At 61.8% G+C, this 23431-nt stretch carries 13 protein-coding genes and 1 pseudogene; 3 read left to right on the top strand and 11 right to left on the bottom strand.

All coding sequences use genetic code 11. The features are described from left to right. Positions 1 to 72: 72 nt before the first annotated feature. The 4 genes and pseudogenes from ACM9NP_RS09400 to ACM9NP_RS09385 form a co-directional block, all read right to left on the bottom strand. Positions 73 to 555 carry a Hint domain-containing protein gene (locus ACM9NP_RS09400; RefSeq protein ID WP_415646249.1) on the bottom strand — a complete coding sequence of 161 codons (483 nt, stop codon included), beginning with the start codon at positions 553 to 555 and terminating at the stop codon, positions 73 to 75. A 508-nt stretch (positions 556 to 1063) separates the two neighbouring features. Continuing rightward, on the bottom strand, positions 1064 to 1531 hold the full coding sequence (locus ACM9NP_RS09395) for a hypothetical protein (RefSeq protein WP_415646248.1): 468 nt from the start codon (positions 1529 to 1531) through the stop codon (positions 1064 to 1066). After that, positions 1531 to 2271 (bottom strand): annotated as a pseudogene (locus ACM9NP_RS09390) (polymorphic toxin-type HINT domain-containing protein); the annotation flags it as partial. The pseudogene ACM9NP_RS09390 and the gene ACM9NP_RS09395, both read right to left, overlap by 1 nt. Positions 2272 to 2344: 73 nt before the next feature. Beyond that, on the bottom strand, positions 2345 to 3073 hold the full coding sequence (locus ACM9NP_RS09385) for a hypothetical protein (protein WP_415646247.1): 729 nt from the start codon (positions 3071 to 3073) through the stop codon (positions 2345 to 2347). Positions 3074 to 3163: 90 nt separating this feature from the next. On the opposite strand from ACM9NP_RS09385, the gene ACM9NP_RS09380 reads away from it, so the two are divergent. Continuing rightward, positions 3164 to 3952, top strand: a complete 789-nt coding sequence (locus ACM9NP_RS09380; protein ID WP_415646246.1) for a transposase — start codon at positions 3164 to 3166, stop codon at positions 3950 to 3952. A gap of 218 nt (positions 3953 to 4170) precedes the next feature. Here ACM9NP_RS09380 and ACM9NP_RS09375 read toward each other — a convergent pair whose 3' ends face one another. The 3 genes from ACM9NP_RS09375 to ACM9NP_RS09365 form a co-directional block, all read right to left on the bottom strand. Then, positions 4171 to 4566: an Imm32 family immunity protein gene (locus tag ACM9NP_RS09375; protein ID WP_415646245.1), complete on the bottom strand. Its 396-nt coding sequence runs from the start codon at positions 4564 to 4566 to the stop codon at positions 4171 to 4173. A gap of 639 nt (positions 4567 to 5205) precedes the next feature. Beyond that, on the bottom strand, positions 5206 to 5994 hold the full coding sequence (locus ACM9NP_RS09370) for a transposase family protein (RefSeq protein ID WP_415646244.1): 789 nt from the start codon (positions 5992 to 5994) through the stop codon (positions 5206 to 5208). A gap of 80 nt (positions 5995 to 6074) precedes the next feature. Next, complete coding sequence (locus tag ACM9NP_RS09365; protein WP_415646243.1) at positions 6075 to 6428, bottom strand: hypothetical protein; 354 nt, start codon at positions 6426 to 6428, stop codon at positions 6075 to 6077. A gap of 113 nt (positions 6429 to 6541) precedes the next feature. Here ACM9NP_RS09365 and ACM9NP_RS09360 point away from each other — a divergent pair. Further along, positions 6542 to 7322, top strand: a protein-coding gene (locus ACM9NP_RS09360; protein ID WP_415646242.1) for an IS5 family transposase whose coding sequence is annotated in 2 segments (ribosomal slippage) — positions 6542 to 6910 and positions 6912 to 7322 — 780 coding nt in all. Because the reading frame shifts where the segments join, the coding sequence is not laid out codon by codon here. Between the two features lie 490 nt (positions 7323 to 7812). Here the strand turns inward: ACM9NP_RS09360 and ACM9NP_RS09355 are convergent. From ACM9NP_RS09355 to ACM9NP_RS09340, 4 genes are all read right to left on the bottom strand, one after another. Beyond that, positions 7813 to 14517 (bottom strand): RHS repeat-associated core domain-containing protein, encoded by a 6705-nt coding sequence (locus tag ACM9NP_RS09355; RefSeq protein WP_415646241.1) that lies wholly within the window; start codon positions 14515 to 14517, stop codon positions 7813 to 7815. Between the two features lie 34 nt (positions 14518 to 14551). Then, on the bottom strand, positions 14552 to 17974 hold the full coding sequence (locus tag ACM9NP_RS09350; protein WP_415646240.1) for a LamG domain-containing protein: 3423 nt from the start codon (positions 17972 to 17974) through the stop codon (positions 14552 to 14554). A 53-nt stretch (positions 17975 to 18027) separates the two neighbouring features. Beyond that, positions 18028 to 19533: a hypothetical protein gene (locus ACM9NP_RS09345; protein WP_415646239.1), complete on the bottom strand. Its 1506-nt coding sequence runs from the start codon at positions 19531 to 19533 to the stop codon at positions 18028 to 18030. A gap of 789 nt (positions 19534 to 20322) precedes the next feature. After that, positions 20323 to 21513, bottom strand: a complete 1191-nt coding sequence (locus ACM9NP_RS09340; protein ID WP_415646238.1) for a serine hydrolase domain-containing protein — start codon at positions 21511 to 21513, stop codon at positions 20323 to 20325. 380 nt (positions 21514 to 21893) lie between these two features. Between ACM9NP_RS09340 and ACM9NP_RS09335 the strand changes: the two genes are divergently transcribed. Then, positions 21894 to 23366, top strand: a complete 1473-nt coding sequence (locus tag ACM9NP_RS09335) for an FAD-dependent oxidoreductase (protein WP_415646237.1) — start codon at positions 21894 to 21896, stop codon at positions 23364 to 23366. The last annotated feature ends 65 nt before the right edge of the window (positions 23367 to 23431 follow it).

Raw genomic sequence — 23431 nt, 5'->3', positions numbered from 1 at the left:
GTAGGTGTTGACGGGGCGGGTTTCGGCGGTGAGGGCTGTTGTTTGGACCCAGGTGCCGCTTGAGGTGCGGAGTCACGCGCCCGAGACGAGATCGCGGGCCGGAACCCACTTCGCGCCATCATTACCGGGCTCGGTGAGGTTCGTCCAGAACGCGTGACCGGCGGTCGACTCGATGACCTCGTCACCCTTGCCATCACCGTCGACGTCGACCGTCACATCGACCATGACCCGGTCGACCTTGTGGGTTTCGTCGCCGGTACGCGGGAGGGCCGTCACGAGCTGAGTGCTGACCTCACCCGTGGCCGGGTCAGAAGACAGAACCTCGTCACCCACGACGACGTCGGCGATCGGCTTCGCCGTCCCGTCCGCCATCACGACCTTCGCCGCAGCAGTAAACGAGTTACACGCTGCCTTGTCCGTGTTCGCGGGTTCGTGTTTGGGTTTATCGGGTTTGTCGTCGGGTTTCTTCGGGGGCGTCGGTTCCGCGACGTCGTCGACGTCCTTCTTCGGAGAATCTTCCGCCCTCTTCGACGCCGCCTTCGCCCGCTCGATCACCTTCTTCGCGTTGCCGATGACCTTGTCGTACCCGGCCCAGGGCTTGCTCGAGGTGTCGTTTTGTCGGGTTTGTGTCTGGTGGGGTCGGGGTGTGGGGCAGGCACGGCCTGGGTGATCATCCTGAAGGAAGCTCCTGACAGAACGACGAGTGTCTAAGCCAGCCGTCTCACAGGAGCTTCCCGTGTTGTTGTATCAGGCGAGGGCAGCCCACGCCGTTTCGCCCTCTCAACACCGTCTCAAACTCGGTGCACGTGCCGCTACCAGGCAAATCGTCTCGTTCACCCGCCGGATCACCGCCGTCACGAACCGGAGGGTCGACAACGGCAAACCTGCCTGATACAACAACAAAAGGAAGCTCCTGTGAAGCAACGGTTATAAACGCCCGTCGTTCTGTCAGGAGCTTCCTTCAGGCCCGCACCCGGCGCCATCCACACCTGAATCACACACCTAGAACCCTAGAACCGTTGCAGCACAAAGATCCACGCCAGGATGAAAGAGGCTCGATGGATCAAGTCGATGGAATGGTGGCGACCGTCACTTGGCCGTCAACCAAGCATTCGATCAGAATCGGTCCGCCTACCGGATACAACCAGAATTGCGGATCCGTGTCCCAGATCTCCGCAACGCGATCAATGAATACCCGGACAGGAAGCGTCACGGTCGGCAGCAGTAGGTTTGGCCAGAAAATGGCGACATGGTCATATTCCTCCACACAGGGTGCCAACATTTCCCTCAACACTAGAGCGAGGTCATTACCATCATCACACAATCGTCGAATAGTGTACGAGCCTTCTTCCCAATGCAGCTCCGAACTCCGGAAGGCTACAAATCTATTCAGGCTTGCTTCCTCCAATACGTGGCTTTCCTCGTAACTCAACATCACAATCTGGCACGCCTCAGAAACCTCACTGTCCTGCATAAATTCAGGAAGGTAATCCGGTCGACTTCCGTAGTCACGAGCGGGGTTGACTTTCATTATGCGTTCCTAACTAGCCAGGAAGCGACACTAGTTCCCGGCCACCTGAGTGCCCACTTTCGGACACATTGACCTTTTCCTGTCATCACATTGATATGTGTCCCTTTTTCGGGATCAACATCAAGCCTAAATTCTCGATGTGCTCCATCGCTGCGCCCTTTGAAACCGGTCACTCTCCCCAATGTTTCAACCGCCGATCCCAATCTGCCTTTGATACTGCTCCTCGATGCTAGATCAATTTTTCCTATCAGGTCCAGTCCATAGTTCCTAGCCTGTTCGAATGAGCTAAAGTCGAGAGTTACTTCACTTCTAGGTTCATCTGGTTTGCATTTGCAGAGGGATGAGTGCTCCTTTACCTCGCAGTTGTGTACGAGTGCGTCAGCTGTCGCGGTTTGGACGTAGTAGGTGTGGGTTTGGCTGACTGACAGGTTGTAGGTGTTGACGGGGCGGGTTTCGGTTGTCAGGGCTGTTGCTTGGACCCACGTGCCTGACGAAGTGCGGAGCCACGCGCCCGAGACGAGATCGCGGGCGGGAACCCACTTCGCGCCATCGTTCGACGGCTCGGTGAGGTTCGTCCAGAACGCGTGGCCGGCGGTCGACTCGATGACCTCGTCGCCCTTGCCATGACCGTCGACGTCGACCGTCACATCGACCATGACCCGGTCGACCTTGTTGTTCTCATCGCCCGTACGCGGGAGGGCCGTCACCAGCTGAGTGCTGACCTCACCCATCTTCGGATCCGAGGAGAGAACTACATGGACACGAGCCTAGATCCGCTGCAGCCCAACGTAACTGAAACAGGAGGGAAGGGGCTCACTGTTCGGTGCACCCAAGACAGCTCCCTGGTCCTGGTTCCGTTACCAGGGAGGGTTTCTCATTCGGGATCAGCACCGACCCGATCGGGTGTTGAAGGTCCGGATCCGCGACAACGACACACGTCCATGCTTCGTTGTTGGTGAACGAGAAGGTCACCACCTCCGGAACATCAGCGTGAGCGATCGCATGCAAGAACGCCGCCACACCACCGTGCCACGCAAACCCGGATACGCGGCGCTGATACAACGCCACAGCGTCGCCTCGCTTCATCAGCGATGCCGCGAAGTCACGACGCTCCGGCACACACGACAACATCGACAAACCCGTTCGCGCCGCCGACCAATCATCCTCGGCGAGCATCGACAAAACCCGCCGAACAGCATCCTCATCGACCTCCACAGGCATCGACTCCACCTCAACATCGACCACGACCCCAGCCGAATCGACCTGGTCACCACGCTCTACACCAGGGACAGGCTCACTGAGAATGACATCACCGCCATCCTCCAGCCACTCAATCTCCCACTCGGACGACTTCACGAACTCTTCGAGGTGTTCCCAATCCTGCTCCCAGAAGTCACCCCCATCCGTCGGCAAAGTCAGGTGATTGAGCAGGAAGACATAATAGCCACCAGTCACCTGAGAATCTTTATGGAACTTAATGTAGTAACCCTCATAAAACCCTGAGAGAATGCGACCCTGCTTCTCCAGCTTGATCTCCATCACTCACCTCTCCTCATTACTACTCGAGTTCCACATGATTGTTTACTAGAGGTTGTCCCGTTACTGGTTGGGGTGTCGGTCGTTGTACTGGGCGTGTTCAGGTTGAGTGTTGATAGTCCGGAGTGGATTCGGGTGTTCAGTGGGTTGTCTCCCAGGCAGTTCGGGAATCTGGTGGAGATTGTGGCCGATCGTGGCGGGCCCGTGATCGCCGATGGGCGTAAGTGCCGGCCGTGGAGCTTGACCTTGGCCGATCGGGTGTTGCTGGTGGCCGTCTACCTGCGAACGAACCTGACAGTGCGTCAGATCGGACCGCTGTTCGGTGTCTCGAAGTCAGCGGCCGGTCGGATCATGGATTCGCTGAAACCGTTGCTGGGCTTGGAACACGCTCGACCCGCCGCGACGACCGGCAGAGTGTTCATTGTCGACGGGACCCTGGTCCCCACCCACGACCGTGGCGCCGACTCGTCGAAGAACTACCGACGCAGCAGCAACATCCAGGTGATGATCGACGCCGACACCCGCCTGACCGTCGCCGTGGCCGGTCCCCTCCCCGGCAGCCGCCACGACTCGAAAGCGTTCACCCAATCCGGAATAAACCACGCCGCCGGCAACGCCACCGTCATCGCCGACGGCGGCTACGCCGGACACCCACACGTGATCATCCCCTACCGCAAACCCAACGGCGGCACCATAACCCCATGGCAACGCGACCTCAACACCATCCACAAACGAATACGCGCGCGGATCGAACACGCCATCGGCAGCATAGAAAACTGGAACATCCTCCGCAACTGCAGACTCAAAGGCGACGGAGTCCTCCACGCCACCAGCGCCATCGCCATCGCCCACATGCGAGACATCACCCTCACCCACCCACCGTAACGGGACAACCTTTAGTTTCTTGCCGTTCTCAAATATCTCAAAGTGCACGTGCTGAATATGCGGCCAGCGATTGCCAGCAATCGAGTCCGGGTCAATACGAAATGCCCGACTCATGTCAGCACTCATGAAGACGCCTCTTCCGCAACCCACACAAGAATCACACCATCAGGTTCCTAGATCCGTTGCAGTCCACCACATCTCGGCAGGCTGAAACGGGATCATTCGAGGGCTGGGTCAACGCGCACGACCAGCGAAACCGACTCTTCTTCGAGATACCAATGATCGGGATGATAATCGACATGAAGATGATCCTTACCGTATGCAGAAGCAGCAAAGTTCTCGATATTCCGCGCGAGCTGACGTAGCGAATCCATGTTTCCGCACACTTCGAAGTCCTTACCATCAACAACACGCATCACGATCTTGCGGTTCGACTGGCGGACAGTGATACGCGACAAGGAACCCACGTATGGATACGGATCATCCGCCGTCGCCAGATCCATGTCACCTGATCCACGCCGAAGCAGCTGCCCCAACGCAACGAAGCTGCCGACCGTCCCATCGAGACCCATCTCCCCATTAAGGTCACCATACAGAATCATCAACACCGTCATTTCCTCCTATTAGGAAGTACCGCCAACCTACCTGTCGCTGTACCGAGAACAGCCCAGACGGCAATAGCGAATCCGTCCTTGGGCCCGCCATTCACCGCTGGGCAGTCTTCTGGGGACGCAGCGGGCAGGAAGGAGTTGAGATGTCACAAGGGTTCGTGCCCACCTGAGTACTGACCTCACCCGTCAGCTCATTGATCAAGAATCAGGGTTGGTTCCCGCTGCGCAATCGCTATAGACCCGATAGGGACGAGTAGATCCGGAGAGGTCACGAAAATGCACGACCATTCACTGTCGAAAATCGAAAGAACAACAACCTCCGACATATCGCTACTTTCAATGGCGCGTACACATCGATCCACATCGACTGACTTGAGCCCAGACTTTCGAAGAATTCTCGCGCGGAGAGCGAACAGCCCTGAAACGTAACCCTTCTCGAGCGGAGAAGTTAGAAGATCATGACGATCCGACCTCTCCCACATCTCCAATCCCATCTGAGCAGACTTCCATCCATCCACCGCAAGCATCGACAAAGTCCGCCTAGCACGATATTCATCAATTTCTTGCACCATAGACCTCCCTGTCCCTAACCAGATCATCATCGCAGGTCAAATATAGTCGCTCCGTATCCTTGAGCCTTTTTCATCCTGTGTGGTTGATGACGGTGATGGCGCGGACGATGATGGTGGCTCGGTGTGTTGAGCAGCGCAAACGTCGTAGGATCCGCCACTTCTTGAGTTCGGCGAAGCCACGCTCGCCGGGTGCGCGAAGGCGCGCTTGGGTCCGGTTCTGGGTTTTCTTCGGGCCGGGCTTGTCTCGGCCCTTCCACGGCGTTGCGATGTTCTGGTCGTCGAGTCCGGTGTAGCCCTTGTCGGCGAGGGTCGGCATGCCCGTCTCCCTCAAGTAGGTTGGGATCCGCCAGATCCGTGCCGCGGCAGTGTCATGAACCGACCCCGGCAACGCACCCGACGTCCACAACAGATCACCATCGGGGGCCGTGATGGCCTGCACGTTCACCCCATCCGTCCGATGCTTCCCCGAGTAATACGGATGATCCACCGCAACGCGATCACCATGGATCAACGTCCCGTCGAGGATCACATACGGCACCCCACGCCGTTTCGCACGCCGCAACACCTTCACCAAACCCGGCGCACGCGCCGCCACCAGGGAAATCGTCTCGTTCACCCGACGGAACACCGTCGACACCGACACCTCGAACCCCACCGCCAAACACGCATACGTCTCACCCTTATGGAGATACGCCAGCGTCATCAACGCCTGCCGACCAGCAGTAACGCGCCGCCACCGCACCCGGGCCTTCTTCCGGTGGGCACGAATCACCCCGGCCACGAACCGCAGGGTCGACGACGACAACGCCCAAACCCGCCTGATACAACAACAAGAGAAGCTCCTGCGGGACAGCGACATAGACAACCGTCGTTCTACCAGGAGCTTCCTTCACGCCCACACCCGGCCACAATCCACACCAGAACCACACCCCGAGAACCCTAGATCCGCTGCACTCCAACGAATCCCCAACAGGATGAAAAAGGCTCAATGTCTGGCCACGCCTCAAGAAACTCGACGGTCTCAGTCAACCGCGCAACAAAATCCTCCCTCGACAACACGCCATCATCGAACGCCTTCCACAGATCAGGAATCCGCTCAGCCGTCACACCGAAAGCGATAAGCAGAGCACCCAATCGATACGGATCCACCGAACGCTTCCCTACATTCAACATCCAAACGTTGCTGGATGCTTCCACTGCAATGCCCCTCCCTGCCAAAGAAACGACATCCCAACCCACACGCTCATCACCCAACATGCGGAAAAGAGCCAAATAATAATCACTTCGCGGCATTTCACCTCCTCTGAAATCCTCCAAATGCCCAAGATATCGCTCTAAGAGCTCCTATCAAGTTTCTGTGGTGGTCCCGCTGGTAGTGGGCTTGCCGGGTTTGGTTTGATGGCGGGGTGGCTGCACCGTGGATCGTGGATGATCGCTGGTGGAGTTTCGTGGAGAGGCTGTTGCCTCCTCACCGTCCGGGGCGGCGGGGTCCGGTTCCGATCGATGACCGGAAGTGTCTGCAAGGGATCTTGTTCGTGTTGTTCACGGGGATCGGGTGGGAGGATCTGCCCCAGGAGCTGGGGTTCGGTTCCGGCATGACGTGTTGGCGGCGTTTGAGACGTTGGACCGATGCGGGCGTGTTCGACCGCCTGCATCGGGTCTTGTTGGCGGAGCTGAACCGAGCCGGTGAACTCGACTGGTCGACGGCGATGATCGACGCGGGGCACATACGGTCTAAAAAGGGGGCTCACGTGTGGGGCCTTCACCCGGTCGAGGCGTCGCCGTCCTGGGTCCAAACACCACGTGGCTTGCGACGGAAACGGTGTACCGCTCGCCGTACTGACGACAGGCGCCAACGTCAACGACGTGACCTGCGCCATCGAACTAGTCGACGCGATCCCGCCGATCGCCGGCAGACCCGGCCGGCCCAGACGGCGCCCCGATACGGTCCTCGCCGACAAGGGCTACGACTCTCGCAGAGTCCGAGAAGCGGTGCAGCACAGGCGAATCACACCGATCATCCCCAAACGCGGCACGAAGGGCATCATCGGGCTCGGCAAAATCCGGTGGGTCGTCGAACGCACGATCTCTTGGCTCCACCAGTACAAACGCCTCGCCACACGCTGGGAAGTCCACACCGACCTCCACAACGGACTCATCTCACTCGCCTGCGCCCTCATCTGCTAGCGAAGACTCAACAAAACTTGATACGAGCTCTATGGAATCGTGGCGACAGTCACTTGTCCATCCATAAGGCATTCGATCAGAGTCGAACCGCCAATTGGATAGATCCAGAAGTGTGGCCCGATATCTGATATCTCACCGGCATATGCAACAACGAGGCGAGCTGGAAGAGTCACGGTCGGAATCGCGAGGTTCCCCCAGAAAATGGCGACCCGCTCCCCCTTCGCTATATGCGGATGAAGCAGTTTCGCTAGAAGAGTAGCCAAGTCTTCATCGGAACTACACCGCCAGCGGTCATCATACGAGCACTCCTCCCACCACAAAGCTCCACTGCCATATGCTGGAAATCGATTCAAGCTCTGTTCTTCAATTGAGCGACTTTCCTGGAAGCTCAACCTCACGATCTGTGCCGCCGTGGAGTGCCGGCGATCTTTCATAAATCCCGGAAGGCATTCAGGATGACTCCCGTACGCGCTTGAAGGATCATTCTGTTTCATGTGTTCTTTCCCAACAGAGGAAGAATGCTGGTGCCCGGCCACACAAGTGCCAGTTTTCGAGCCGTTCCTTTCTTTCCAGTCATGACATTGATATGTGGCCCTTTAGTAGGGTCGAAGTCTAGTCGAAATTCACGAAACTCTCCCCCGCTTCTTCCTGTAAACCCCACGACCTTCCCGAATGTTTCGACTGCTGCCTCGAGCCTGCCTTTAAGCGGCGACCTCGATCCTAGATCAATGCTTCCTATGAACTCCAGTCCGTAGTTTCTTGCCTGCTCGAACGAACTGAAGTCGAGAGTAACTTCGCTCGTCGGATCGTCCGGATCGCATTTACAGAGCTCAGAGTGCCCTTTTACTTCGCAGTTGTGTACGAGTACATCTGCTGCGGCAGCTTCCACGAAGTAGGTGTGGGTTTGGCTGACTGACAGGTTGTAGGTGTTGACGGGGCGGGTTTCGGTTGTCAGGGCTGTTGCTTGGACCCACGTGCCTGACGAAGTGCGGAGCCACGCGCCCGAGACGAGATCGCGGGCGGGAACCCACTTCGCGCCGTCATTCGACGCTTCGGTGAGGTTCGTCCAGAACGCGTGGCCGGCGGTCGACTCGATGACCTCGTCGCCCTTGCCATGACCGTCGACGTCGACCGTCACATCGACCATGACCCGGTCGACCTTGTTGTTCTCATCGCCCGTACGCGGGAGGGCCGTCACCAGCTGAGTGCTGACCTCACCCGTGGCCGGGTCAGAAGACAGGACCTCGTCACCGATCTCGACGTCAGCGATCGGCTTCGCCGTCCCGTCCGCCATGACAACCTTCGCCGCAGCAGTAAACGAGTTACACGCTGCCTTGTCCGTGTTCGCGGGTTCGTCTTTGGGTTTATCGGGTTTGTCGTCGGGTTTCTTCGGGGGCGTCGGTTCCGCGACGTCATCGACGTCCTTCTTCGGGGAGTCTTCGGCCTTCTTCGACGCGGCCTTGGCTCGTTCGATGACCTTCTTCGCGCTGCCGATGACCTTGTCGTATCCGGCCACCGCGGACATGATCTGGTCGGCGGCCTTCCACAGTTTCTTCCCGACCGAGAACACCTTCGCCCACGGGACAACGTCCAATGCCAGGCTCACACACGCCCACATGTCGCCATCACCGACACACGACATCAAGTCATTGACACCGATGAAATCGAGGAGCATGTCACCGGCGATATCGATCACGACATCCGTCAACGACGTGTTGAGGGTCTTCTGCGCCTCCTCAACCTCATCAGGCGTCGGAGCCGGAGTCTTCGTCTTCGACTTGGGCTTGGCGGCTTTCCCGCCCAACCCTTCACCCTGATCAGTCCTCAACCCCGTCGGGTCGGAGAACGTCACCGGGTTCCCGTGTGAGTATGTGTACGGGTTGAGCTGTTCGGGGTCGGAGTAGTCGATGATCGGGTCGACCGACAGGAACTTCCCCGTCACCGGGTCGTATTGCCGGGCACCGATAGTCGTATACCCGGTGGCCGCGTTCACGGTCCCGCCAACGAAGCCCTTCTCGCCCTTCCACGACGTCGGATCGGTACCACGCTGGTTCCCATACGGGTCGGTGTAACGGTGCGTGACTTCGCCGGTGGTGCCATCGATGCCCAGCTGACCGGTGCCATTGTGATCGGCGAACTGGTACTGCGTACCGTCCTCAGTGACCACCGCGGTGGTACCACCCGGCAGAGAAACGTACTGTGTCCAGTCGACCGCCCCGGACGTGTCCTCATGCAACTGCATGCCAGGCAGGTAAAGCGTCCGACCAGACGAGTCCGTGCGGAGCACCTCGTTGCCGCCCGCGTCGTACTTGAAGTCGACGACCTCGTCGCCCTGTGAGATGGATTCGACCTTGCCTTGCGCGTTCCAGCCGATCGTCTGGAGGGAACCCGCGCGGTCGACGCTGAGCGTGTTCCCGACCTCGTCGTACAGATAGGACGCCATCGTGGCGGATCCTGAGGTGACCGTCTGAGCCTGGTGCGCCCCAGGCGAACCCGGAGTCGGGTAGTTGTAGGTGTGGTCAACGCCGCTGTCGGGAACCGCCGTGGAGCGTGTGGTGACACCCGAACGGTTTCCTGTGGCGTCGAATCGGTACGAATTCCAGTACGGCGCAGGTCCGTTGACACCGGTCGTTTCCGGACCACCGGCGCAGACCTCGTTGGATGAGACTCCGGCGGCCGCCGACGTCCACGCCTCCGTCATCTGGCGGGCGTGGTCGTACTGGAAACACTGCGCGTCACGTGCCGAGCCGGGGGCCGTGGCGTCGTCCACGATCGACAGGATGTTGCCCGCGTCGTCATAGTCGAACCGAACGTCGGACAACGTTCCACCGGTGTCATCCCTATCGAGCCACATCCGTTCGAGACGGTTCGTACCGTGCTCGTAGGAGAAGGTCTGCTCGAACGTCGTGCCCGCCATCGGGAGCCGAATCACCGACGGCAAGCCTGTCGCCGTGTAAGAGATACTCGAGGCCCAGGATCGAGAACCCATGATGGAAATAGGTCGTCGCAACTCGTCGTAATCGAAGGTCTGCATCGATTCCGGCATGCCATTGGCTGACAGAAGGCCTTGGTGCTTCACAGTGCCGTCGTCGTTGTAATCGACCTCCTGTCTATAGATTCCCGCCAATGCGCCAGCGGCAGGGCCCTCGACCTCGTAGGACATCATCGTCGGCCGGTAGTCCCAGTCACGTGAGCCAATCCGTGAGAGGAGAGTGAAGTCGTCGTCGTAGGAATACGTCCCCGACTCATATCCCTTGAAGTTGTAGTCCCACACCGTCTCGGTCAGCTTGGTGCCGACTTCCGGTTGTCCCTCCCATGTGGATTTAACGCGCCCGAGCACGTCATACGAGGTCGACAACGTGACACCACGAGCGTCGGTTGTCGAGACGAGACGGTCGAGATCGTCATAGACGAAGGTCGTATCACCGGCATCGGGGTCACGAGCGACAATCTGACGCCCCTGCTGGTCGTATTCATACGACCAGACATTGCCGACGGCATCGGCCACCGACGAGAGCATTCCACCGCGGTCGTACTCGTACTGCGTCGAGTCGTACGCGCCGCTCAGTTGACGGCCGTGGTATCGGCGCTGTTCGATGATCTGGCCGAGACCGTCGGAGACCGTCGTCACCGCCGCCTCGCCCTGCGGCGGAACCTTGTGCGTCAGTTCGCCGTCGTACGAGTACGTGGTGCGCCAGCGTTCCTCGCCGGCGTCGGCGACGATCTCGGCGGTGATCCGACCGGCGGAGTCATACACAGACAGCATCTGGCCATTGACGAGATCATCGGCTACTGCAATCACAGTGGATGGATTGGGTGCGCCGGTGACGTAGTAGGCGTCGTTGGTCTTCGCCGCGCGGCCTTGCTCGTCATAAATGACGTCAGTGACGAGGCGGTTTCCTTCTGGGCCAGGGACCTGAGCCTGACGTTCGCGCATCCAGCCGTCGTAGATCGCGATCGACTCCAACCGATAGGCATGCTTCGCCACGTCGTAGAAACGCGAGATGGCTGCGGCCGGCGCGTTCTCCGTGTTGACGTACTCGAACACGTACGTGGGCGCCCGCCCCAGTGCGTTTGGTGCGAACGACGGCCACACGGCGGACAGGCGACCGACCGCGTCATAGGCCATCTCGGATACCTTGCCGTTCGCATCGGTCTGCTTGAACGGGAGTCCTCGCAACGGCTCCAGGATGCTCGTCGTGGTGTGGCCCAATGCATTCACAGCCGTGATCGTGGACGATCGGCCATTGACGTCCACGTATGCCACCGTCGCGGCCACTCCGTCGGCATCGACCACGCGAGTCGCGCGACCGTAACCGTCGTACTCGGTGGTGCTAACCGTCAGATAGGTCGGAGTGGTTCCGTTGTGCGACTTCAAGATCTCGTGACGAGTCTGGAGACCTTTCGTGGGAGCCGCGCCCCACACGCCGCCGTCATAGCTGGTTCGGGTGTCATCGAGAACGTCGACCGAGCGGTCGGGGGTGACGTCACAACCGACGGCCACGAGCTCGGTGCGGCTCTGATAGGCGTACATCCGCTTCCCGGGGTTGTCCGCGTACGAGGTACGGGTGCACGTGTCATCGCCGACGTCGGTGGTGATGCCGTGGTCGAACACCTGAGTCAGACGCCCGTGCCCCGTCTCGTACGTCGAATCGGTGCGCGTCTCCTGCACTGCACCGGTCGACAATGTAGTCAACGAACGCGTACGCGATGGACGGACGAAGGTCGCGACCTCGTCACCCCAGTCACGGGTCTCCGTCGCGGTGACGTGCCGCCAGTAGGACGTGATGCTGCTTCCCAGCACACCCGCGCCGTCATAGACGATCGTCTCTAGGACACGGCCGGACAGTTCGTCCCAGTCGCGATGCACGGCACCGGTCGAGTCGGTGAGGTCGACGGTGCGCGTCCCGCCGGAACTCGTCTTATCGCCATGCATGCCGCGGAAGTAGACGTAGTCCGTTCGAGACTCGCCAGGCTTCCCGGGTGCCATGATCGACGAAACCTTACCGAAGCCGCGCCAGTCACGCCAGGTCAGGAACTCGTCCTTGGTGATCCCGTCGGGCTCCGTCTTCCGCCAAGCGGGATCGCCCTGATAGTCGTAGCGCGTGACCTGATCCGGCGCCCCGCCGACACGGTCGGAGACCACCACCATGGTGACGACGTACTTGTGGAACCAGTCGGTGAGTTTCTCCGTCTGGGACGACGGCTGCCAGATCACCGGGAAACACAGCCGGGTGTTCGTCGCAGGCGTAGGAGTGTCGCCGGCAGCACAGTCCATATTGGAATACGTCACCTCGACCTGTCCGCCGGTATCCGTGTACACGGTCGCGAGGCGAGGTCGGACCAACGCCGAAAGGTTGTCGTCAGCCACCTCGACACGGTTCTCCAACTGAACCGGCAGAAGTTCCGTCGGCGGCAGTGTGACCGGAGTCGTCGCGGTATGCCCCGTCCGTTGAATCGAATCGAGCCACAAGGTCCTGGTGCCGTCGACGTTGGTGACGAAGGTGTGGTTCAACGCCCAGATGTCGACCGGCTTGTACGCGCTCGCCGTGTACACCTGGGTCGTGACCGCCGTCAGCCGCTTGCGCGTGAAGAACGTCGGCGAGACCTGGAACGGTTCGCACGGCACTCCCGCGTCGCAGATCTGGTCGGCAGGAACGTCCGGCCAGTGCATTGCGGTCGCGTCGGTCAGATCGGCTGGGTCGCAGTCGATCCCGGCGGTCGGCAGGCAGCGCTCGGCCACGGTGAAGTCGACACGCGCGGGCGCCGGGACATCGAAGAGGGTGCTCTCGCGCTGGCCGTATTCGATGTACTTGAGGTAGCCGCCACGGGTGTACTTCACGCCGTCGGCCGTCAAGTCCGCGTTGAGGGCGTAGTGGTTGGTCTCCTTGCCGTACACATAGGAGACGACGTTTCCAAGGGGATCGACGGTGTAGTCGAGGTTCCACCGCCAGGCCTGATCGCAGTGAGAGTTTTCGAACGTCGACGCGTTGCAGGGCTCCCCCGCATCGTCGCCGAATACCGGTGACGTCCACACGGAGCCGGTCTCAACGTCCCCGGTCGCCCAACCCGGGCGTCGGTTCATCCCGAAGAAGTACTGCGTGCCGTCGAGGGTCGTGACCTTCCAGTGCTCGCCGTTGTCATCGCCGTTGACCGCCCCGGTCAACCGCTCGACGGTCGCACCGTCGTCAGTGGACGACCGCCAGACGGTACCGTCCTTGACAAGTTCACCCGACGCGCCCGCCAGCATGATCGTCGCGTTGTCGAAGGCCCAACATTGGTCACCGACGCCGTCGTGACCGTCATCCACACAGGGCTTGTAACGCCGTTCGATATATCCGGGTTCGAAGGTGAAGCCCTCGCCGATCCACGATCCCTGGTTGTTGGTGATACCGGTCCGGCCGTCGACGGTCTGCGAGTTGTAGTCGAAACTGACCGCGGGCCCTGGCCCCGCGGACGTCGCCGGGGACGGCATCGGATACGACCAACTGAACGCACCGGACGGCCCACCGACAGTCCACTGTGAAGAGATCCCGAGTGGAGTCGCGGCGAAGGACCCGCCGGAACCCGAAGCGGCAGCGACAACGGCGAAGACACCACTAGAGACGGTCGCGTTGAGGGTGCGTGCTTCCGTGTCGTTGACGACCGACACGGCCTCGGCCGTCGTCGCGCACTCGTCGGTCACGCCGGAACCGCAGTCCGGTAGGCGATACAGAGTCGCCCGAGTGCCCCAGTCCCCGCCATAACCCGCGGCGAAGGACGAGTAGTCGAGGACGATGTCGACGGGTTCGTCCACCGTGATGCCAACAACCGTGCCGCTCACCCCAGCGGCCAGGACATCGTCACGATCGGCCGTCGATACGACGGCGTCCCCACCCATGACGGTGACCGGCAGACCGCCGACGTCGACAGTACGGCCGTCGCGAACGGTCTCACGAGCCGTCACCGGCCACGTCACTTTGGTGGGTTCCGGTGCCGCCAATGGGTTGCCCCGCTTGGGTTCCACGTCCACCGAGGTACCGGGAACGGGATCCGCCATCACCGGATCATCTGGTGAGGCCGGTTGAAGGACGATCTGAACGAAGGACATCAATCCGATAACGAGCACCAGACTCAACACGAACAGTTGCGCGTTGCGGAGGTGTTCCGACACACGGCGGCGTCGGGTCAGTTCCACCATGGGGGGTGTGGACATGTCTGTGGACTCCTGGGGTGAAGGCGTCATCGGGTTAGAGAGAAGGTTGTTGGGCCCTGGTGGCGAGGAGTCGAATCAGGGCGTGATGGCACGAACCGGCATAGACACGCACGTCATCGATCGCCCCGGCGAAATAATCCGTCGTCGCACTCGACAGTCCGACACGAATTCCGGTTGTCTGCCACGAAGTGGTGAACGGGTCGATCAACGGGTCACTAGCGACCCCATCAACCCACAGGCGCAACTGGCCAGTGGACGCGTCGTAGGTGACGGCGATCGCTTGGCCCGCGGAACCATCAGAGACATACGCCGGGTTCGTAACGGTGACCGTCTCCGCCGAGGCACTGTCACTGGTCGCGGCGATCAGCTGCCACGCCTGGAACTGAGCGGAATACTGGACTTTGACCAGATCGGTGTTGTTACCCGGCAGAGCAAAGACCGCCATATCTACCACGGCATTGTCGGTAACTGGGCGGGCCCTCCCGGTGATACTGAACGACGACCTCGAATCAATCAACTCTGATGGGGTTGACGCGTAGCCGGTAACGCCATCCAACTCGAGATGACCATCTCCAACCAACGCGGGAGGGTCGAAACCCCCCGGCTGGACGACCGTCGCATTGCCTGTCAAGGTCAACGACGCGCCGCCGAGATACTCCGAGGTACCGCTGTTGAGCTGCCAGTAGGCGGCGCGGCGGGCCAGAACGGTCGCGAGGAATCCCGTCTCGTCGGGAGCGACGAACCGATCGAAGACCCGGACGTCGGCGAGCGCGCCGTCGAGATAACGGCCACGAAGGCCAGCATCATAGGAGCGTCCTATCTGGATCGCGTTGGTGGCACGCCAGGAACTCTTCCGTTCGCCTTGACCGACCAGCTGACCGTTGACGTACAGGTACATCTTCCTGTCGTGATTGTCGTAGACGCCGGCGACGTGAACCCATTCGCCACGGTTCGCCTCGTTGACCACTCCGCCGGTAACTCGCCAGTGATTGAAGGCTTCGACGTTGGTGTCAGGGATCTGCAGCATCCACGCACCGGTGGTCGCGCTCGTCGAGCGGTATCCGAGAATGAACCCGGCCTCTCCGCTTCCGTCGACGGAAACGATCGTCTGATCCCGGTTAAGCGCGTCCACTCTGACCCACGCCGAGGCCGCGAACGCCTCGTCGGTGCGAACGATGCCGCGAACGTTCGTCGAGATGTAGGCGCTCGAGGTGCCGTTGAAGTCGGCGGCGGTCAGGGCACCGGGGCCGCGAATACCAAAGGTGACGCCGGGACCGGCGGTACCTGGATTCTCACCGCCGTCCTCGACGACGGTCGTCGAACCGACCGGGTCGCTGAGGGCGAAGGAGGAAATCGCGTCGGGAACCGAGACCTTGAACGAGTAGACGCCGGTCGAACTGTTGCCAGCCGCGTCAGCGGCCACTACGGTCATGAGATGACGGCCGGGAAGCTCGGGACGGAAGACGGCGTTCGCTGGCCCACCTGGAGTCGACGGCTCGATCGTCACAGGACCGGATTCATCCTTGTTGAAGTCGACGGTGTAGGACGCGATGTCGTCGTCGCCGGTGTCGATCGACAGCGTGCCGTCTTCGCCGACCGCCGGGGTGACGACGTCGCCATCGGGAAAGTCGGTACTGGTCACGACGGGAGGCAAGGGTTTCGTCGGATCGATGATGAACCGACAGCGGCTCGCGTCACCCGACCACGACCAGGCACTGTACGACTCACCGTCGTAGGCCCGCATGATCCAACCGATGGGGGCGTTCGTCGGCAGCGTCGGAAGCCCGGATTCCAGAGCCAGGTCCATACTGAACTGACTCCCGGACGCCTTCGCCGGGGACAACGGTGACGTCCATTCCTGTCCGGTACCCCAGAGCAGTTTGAACTGCGCCTGAAGTTGCTCGGACACACGGCCTCCGTCGCCACTCCAATCGTTGATGAGCCCGTGGTCGGCGTCCCTCAACGTTCCGAACAATGTGGGCGGCGTGCGAGTGTAAGTATCGGACCCCAACTCGTAGGTGCACGCTTTGCCCGGATTCATTCCCATCTCGGCGGTGTCGGGCTGCGCTGGCGGCGTGTTGTAGTGGACGCGCAGGATGCCGTTCTCGCACATCCGCATCCAGTTGGCTGAGTCGTTCTCCACAGTGTTGCGGAGACCGAAGGTCAACGCACTGGTACCGGCGCTGGCCGCCTGCTCCATCTCCGGCTTCACATCGAACTCCATCGCGGTGGAGGAGTCGTTGGAGCGACATTCGTCTGATGGAACGCTGGGAGCGGTCCTGGTGTCGATCTTGTTGCCCGCCCACTCGTCAGCCTTCGAGTTCCACGTCGTACTCGTACTGATGCCCGAGGGCATCTTGTACAGCTCCACCTGATGAGAGGCGCTCGAACCCGAGAAGTGTTCGACCGTGACGGCGAACTGCGCCGAGATGATGTCCTTCCCCTTGTAGGCGCTCGTCGGGACTTTGTAGAGCAGACGTTTGATCAGCGACGCCGCACAGCCGTTGAGACCGGGGCAGTATCCGAGGCCCTCGTGAACCGTCCCGGGAAACTTGTAGTACGACTGGCTCGGGTATCCGGAATCGATCATCGCCCAACTCGAACGCCAATCGTCTCGGTACACCGGGTCGATCGCGACCGGAAACTGAGTGTCGGGGCTCTCCAACAGATCCCGGTCAGGAATGATAGTCACCGACCCACTGTCCACTTCGGTGCCAACTGGAGCCTGTGTGGACGATGCGTCCCACATCGTCGGAGCGGCGCTGTTCAGGATCAACCCGCCGGAGGCGGTGTCCGTCAGTTGCAGCCCACCGTCAGCGGCACCCGTCACCGTCACACCGTCGGTCGCGATCGGCATGTGGATCGCCACAAGGTCGGGGTTCGCCGCCGCCACTGCGGTCTTCACTATCAAGGTGTGCGTGAAACCATCCGGCAGAGCCGTCACGTGAAGGTCGACATCGGGCATCACGTCGAGGTAGACCGCGGTGTCGCCGTCGATCGACGGTGAGGGAAGAGTCGTCGGCCAATCGAATTCGACATTCCTACCGTTTTCGCTGACCTTCACCAGATCCGTATCTCCACCTCCGGAGAAGACCAGGTCGAGTGTGGTCGAAGCCGGACTGACCGTACCGTCCGCGTTGAGGTGGAGCGTGGTGTCGATGCCGACCCACTCGCCATTCGTGATGGTTCGAACTGGAGCGACATGCTCATTGGCGGTGAATGTCCCATCAGGATTGGCGAACACGTCACGCGTTTCGCCGCGAAGTGCCAGGATCTCGACCGGGTCACCCGTCTCTTGAGCCAGTGCCACGGCCTCCGTCTCAGTCTCCGCTGTGAGATCCGTTGGCGCTGGATCCGCCGACGCCGGTGAGACGTCGACGATGGCGCCCACCAACAGGCCCGACGCGACCATCGCCAGTGCCGTCATCCCGGTCACCGCAGTCCTCGACGTGTTCACCGTGCTCCTCTTCCCATTGCCGATCGTCCACATGTCATTCGCATCCGTCGCCGTCATGCCAGTGCCGCTCCGAATAGACCCACCCCGTCGGACGGAAGACCGTTCTGGCCCGGCCGGTACGCGACCACGGGGAGAGTCGCTCCGAACAGGAGGTTGTTCCACGGAACTCCGTATACCGCCGGGTCGGCGCTTCGAGGGTCGGCGATGTAGAGCAGATCGGGGGTGGCGTGAACGAACTGCCCGAGCCGTCGGTCCGACACCTCGACGAATCCAGCTCCGGCCAGATAGGACGCTGAGACCGTGACATCGTGATCGCCGGGAGCACCGATCGCGGAGAACACCTGGATTCCCCCGGCATCGATGAAGGCGCCGACATCCTCTCCGGGACTCCCCGCGACGAACAGGAGGTCGTCCCAGGTCACCAGGTTCACGGGATCGCGGTTGACGGCCGACACGCTCCACCCGAACAGGTCTTCGACCTCGGAACCGCCATCGACTCCCGGGGAGTCCTGGTTGACCGAATCGAGTTCGGTCACGGTTCCCGTGGGAGACACCGTGACCAGCCTGCCCACATCGGGAACCGTGCCGTCCGATGAATCCTCGCCTGGAACGCCGACGATGAGCAGTGACTGCGGAACTCCAGCGGTATCGAGATAGTCGACCATGGCCAAGGTACGGCCGTACCAGTCGTCAGCGCCCGGCACGCCGGTGTCGCCCGGAGCCGTCTGATCGATGCCACCAACGGCGACTTGGGCGCCCGCCGAGATGGTGTGCTCGAGAACCGCCACCGTTCCGGAGTACGGTTCGCCGCCGACGTCCTCACCATGACCGCCGACCGCGATATGCCGCCCCGCTGCGGCCACCGAGTATCCGAACAAGTCTCCCGCCTCGGCGATACCGAACACGCCCGAAGAGTCTTGATGAGTCACCGTCCTCTGAGAACCACGGGCGTACGCGACGGCACCCGCCTGTTCCAAGACCGATCCGTCCGGCTTCACCAACTCACGACCGGGGATTCCGAAGACCACGTACGGCTCGCCCGAGGCAGTCTTTCCGGCTGCTAGCGAATATCCGAACTGGTCATTCGTCGGATCCGTGGCGGTGAACGGAGCCGTGTTCGCGTAGAAGTTCAGCGTTCCCGCCGCTCCGAGCCCAGTGGGCGATCCGAAGACGATCGACGCCATGCCCGCGCGGTTCGCAGCGTCCAACGACTCGAACGGCGAGGAGATCACGAGATCCGAACAGCCATCGCCGTTCCAGTCGGTGGAGGCCAACGCATAGCCGAACTGGTCACCGACCTCGGCCGCATAGCCTGGGAAGAAGGGATCGGACTGCGTCATCGTCTGCGTCGCACCGTCGCCGTACACGATGTGGACGCGACCGGCGCTCGCACGATCGTTCACAGTGGCCCGGGGATCACTAATGGCGAGGTCGCGGACCCCGTCACCGTCGAAATCGTTGGCGACGCCGGAAGTACACGAATCCTCCGCCGAGGCCGGAGCGGCCGGCGCCACGACGATGACCGTCGCCAAGGACGCGGCGAGCAACGCCACACGCACATGGGCATTGCGGATAGAAACACGGCGCATGAGCAGGCAGACCTTCTTGGGCGACTAATCGATGGGCATATCGAAGTACATGAACCTCCACTTGAGGCCGCTGCAACCATAAGCAAACGCTCCGCGAACGGCAAGATCAATCTCGACCAAGGCCACTACCAGCCTGTTTCAGAGTATTCACGGAGAGAAATCACAGGTAAACGGACTGACGTCACACCCGGACGGATTATGGATCTCCTGTGACATATGTCATCGTGGCGCAAATGGGCACCGGTCGTCTGGATACTAATCGACAGTCGACAGAGCAATACGGACATATCGAGTCGCGTCCGGCCCGGCCACCCAGAGATCGACGGTCGTCGTGCCCGGCCGCGATCGACCACAGTGAACCGCGTTGACGAAACGCGGTGGGGCGGAAGTCAGGCGTCGGAAGCCGTCAGACCGCACGGACCGGTGCCACGATAGAGGCGACCAGGTGCGGAAAGATATGGAGATCCTCGCCAATGATCGGTGCCGAATCGGGCAGCAACAGGAGGTCGTCGATGATGAGATGGAACCCATCTCCGCGAACCAATGGAACGTGTCCACCATGGTCCATGGTGTGGGGGTTCCAGAGTCCGAATGAGACCTATGGTGCATCAACCACCCGAGGACAAGACGGTTCGGAACCTACATCTTGAGTCCTCATTAGACTTGATGGTTTCCCAGATCATGGCCAACGGGTTTCAGGCTCCATCGCCACTATGTGGAGGTTTCGAGACGGCTGTCGGGGGTCTTTCGCGCCTGTTTTCAGTCGTCGACCGCTTGGTGGACGGCGGTCCAGAAGTCGTGCCACATCGGCAGTTGCTGGTTCCCCGCATGCGCGCGCTGCAGGATGAAGATCGTGGTCAGGTCCCGGGCGGGATCGTTGTACCAGGCGGTGCCGTAGAAGCCGGGCCATCCGTAGCTTCCCACCGAGTGACCGAGGTCGGCGTGGCCGGTGATGACCGACATGCCGAAACCCCAGCCCATCGTGTCGAAGTACCCCGGCCAGAACCCGGAGACCGCTTTCTGCGCGGGGGTCAGTTGGTCTGTGGTCATCGCATCCACCGACGACCGAGACAGCACCCGCTCGCCCCGGTGAGTGCCGCCCGCGAACAGGGCCGAGGCGAAAGCGAGCCAGTCGTGGGCGGTCGAGACGAGTCCACCGCCACCGCTCGCGAACGCCGGCGGCCGACTCCATCGCCCGTTGGGGCCGTCCTCGACGACCGCCTCACCGGTGGCGGAACTGTCGCGCGCGTACGCCGTCGCCAATCGACCGAGGTTCTCGCCGTCCACGCTGAAGCCGGTGTCGCTCATCCCGAGTGGCCCGCAGATCCGCTCGCGCAGGGCGTCCCCGAAGGACATGCCCGTGGCCCGGGAGATGAACACGCCCGTCACGTTGCCGGCCGTGTCGTACATCCAACGCTCACCCGGCTGATGGACCAGCGGAAGCGCACCGAGTTGGCGGATCCATTCGTCCGGCGACGGTGCATCGAGGCCGTTCAGCGCGTTCGCGATCGGAACCGTTGCCGGATCGGCGACAACCATGCCGGTGCCGAGGGTGTAGGTCAGGAGGTCCCGCAGCGTTATCGGGCGTTCCGCCGCGACGGTGTCTTCCAGTGGCCCATTGGGATCGGCGAGGACGGTCATGTTCGCCAGTTCCGGGAGGAGGTCGTCGACCGGGTCGTCGAGGCCGACGATGCGATCGTCGACGAGTGTCATCGCGCACGCGGCGACGATCGGCTTCGACATCGAACCCAACCGACAGATGGTGTCGCCCGCCATCGGTGTCGTCGAGCCCGCGCCCTCGAACGCGAGATTGCCCGCCGCTTCGATGTGCACTTCGCCGTTCCGAGCGAAGACGGCCAAGGCGCCCGGGACGAAGCCGGAGTCGACATGACGCTCGAGCAACTGCCGGACCCGAGCCAGCCCTGTCGACGAAAAGCCACCAGCAGTCATCCGTCTCCTCCTTCACGCCGTCCGTTCGCAAGTCCCATACCGTTCGACTACCTCACGTTTCACGAGGACGTCGAGGAGCAGACCCCATCCAAGCAGTACCGCTCGACGGCAGAACCAAGGCCCGCGAACATCCACAATGCTTACCAGATCCTTGGGCCGGCTCGATCCGCAGATCCCCTCCGGACTGGACGATGGGCTGCGAGTCCGACGAACCCTCTGGGCCCGACCGCCGGACCGCACAGAATCGGTTGGGCCCATGAGAAACCTCGACGGCCATTGTGATGACAACTCGGGAAACGGGGTCCGGATAGATGGACTATCACGGGAGAGTGGACTATATTTGTATACGCAACCGTTTGCGTATACAAACAGGAGCCGTCATGTCCCAGGTACTCATCATTGGAGCCGGACCGACCGGCCTGAGCCTCGCCTGCGGTCTGGCCCGCTACGGGCTGGACGTACGGGTCGTCGACCGCGCGACCGGCCCGGCCCAGACCTCGCGGGCCAACATCCTGCACGCCGGTGGGGCCGCGGCGCTGCGACGATTGGGAGCCCTCGGTGATCTGCCGCAACAGGCCCTGGAACCGCTCGGCCTCACCATGTACGTCGACAACCGTCCCATTAGCACGATGCGGTTCACCGACCTGGCCGGCGAGCCCGTCCAGGCGTTGTTCGTCTCGCAGGCCCAGATCGAGCGGCGGCTCCGGGACAGGTTCGCCGAGCTGGGCGGCCACATCGAATGGTCCACCCAGCTGACCGGCCTGACCGATACCGGCGACGGCGTCGTCGCCGATCTGGACGGCCGGACCGTCACCGCGGACTACGTCGTCGGCTGCGACGGGGCGCACAGCACCGTCCGAGGACTGGCGGGAATCGGCTTCCCCGGCGTGCCCGTCGCCGAACGATTCCTGCTCGCCGACGTCCACTTGGACTGGGAGCGCGACCGCACCGGATCGGCGGGCTGGTTCCATCGTGACGGCATGTTGCTGGCCATCCCGATGCGTTCGCAAGCCGATGACCTGTGGCGCTTGATGGGTGACGTCCCGGACGACGGGGAACGGTTGTCCTCGAACGACGTCCTCGACCGGATCCGCCGGATGCTGGCCGAACGCACCGGTGAGTCCGGAGCCCGCATCCGTTCCGCCGCATGGACCTCGGTGTTCAGGATTCACCGTCGGCTCGCCGACACCTACCGGCGCGGCCGGGTACTGCTGGCCGGCGACGCCGCCCACATCCACAGTCCGATCGGCGGGCAGGGCATCACCACCGGCATCGGCGACGCGGAGAACCTGGCCTGGAAACTGGGGCTCGTCCTGGACGGCCGGGCCGATCCGGCACTGCTGGACACCTATCCGGAGGAGCGCCGTCCGATAGCCACCGAGGTGCTCGACCGCACCACCGGCAATACCCGGCTGCTGTTGGGAGAGGGCGCCGTCGGTCGGTTCGTCCGGGACCGGCTGGTGGTCCCGATGCTTCGGCTGCCGGCCATCCAGCACGCGGCCACCCGGCGGGCTTCCCAGCTGTGGATCAGCTACCGAAGCGGGCCTCTGGGTGGGGGTTCGGGCCGTCTCCGTTCGGGCGACCGTGTCACCGACCGGGACTGCCGAACGGAAGCGGGCGAACGGATCCGGCTGCATGACGCGCTCGACGGCGGCTGGGTGTTGCTGGCCGACACCGAGGTCCTGCGCGATGTTGCCGCCGAGTCCATCGGGGACCGAGTCCGGTGGTTGCGCCTCGACGCTGAGGGAAAGGGCCCCGCGCTCCTGGTGCGGCCGGACGGATACCTCGCCTGGCGTGGTGAAGACCCGAGCGGGCTGCGATCCTGGCTGACCCGTATCACCGAACGGGGATAGGGTCTCGGGATGACCACCTCCACTGTGCGGCGAGGCGGCCCGGGGCGCCCCAGAGACCCGGCCCC

Source organism: Stackebrandtia soli (assembly GCF_965137155.1).
GTDB lineage: Bacteria > Actinomycetota > Actinomycetes > Mycobacteriales > Micromonosporaceae > Stackebrandtia > Stackebrandtia soli.
Note: the sequence above shows the minus strand (reverse complement) of the source record. Positions and strands in the feature narration are given on the sequence as shown.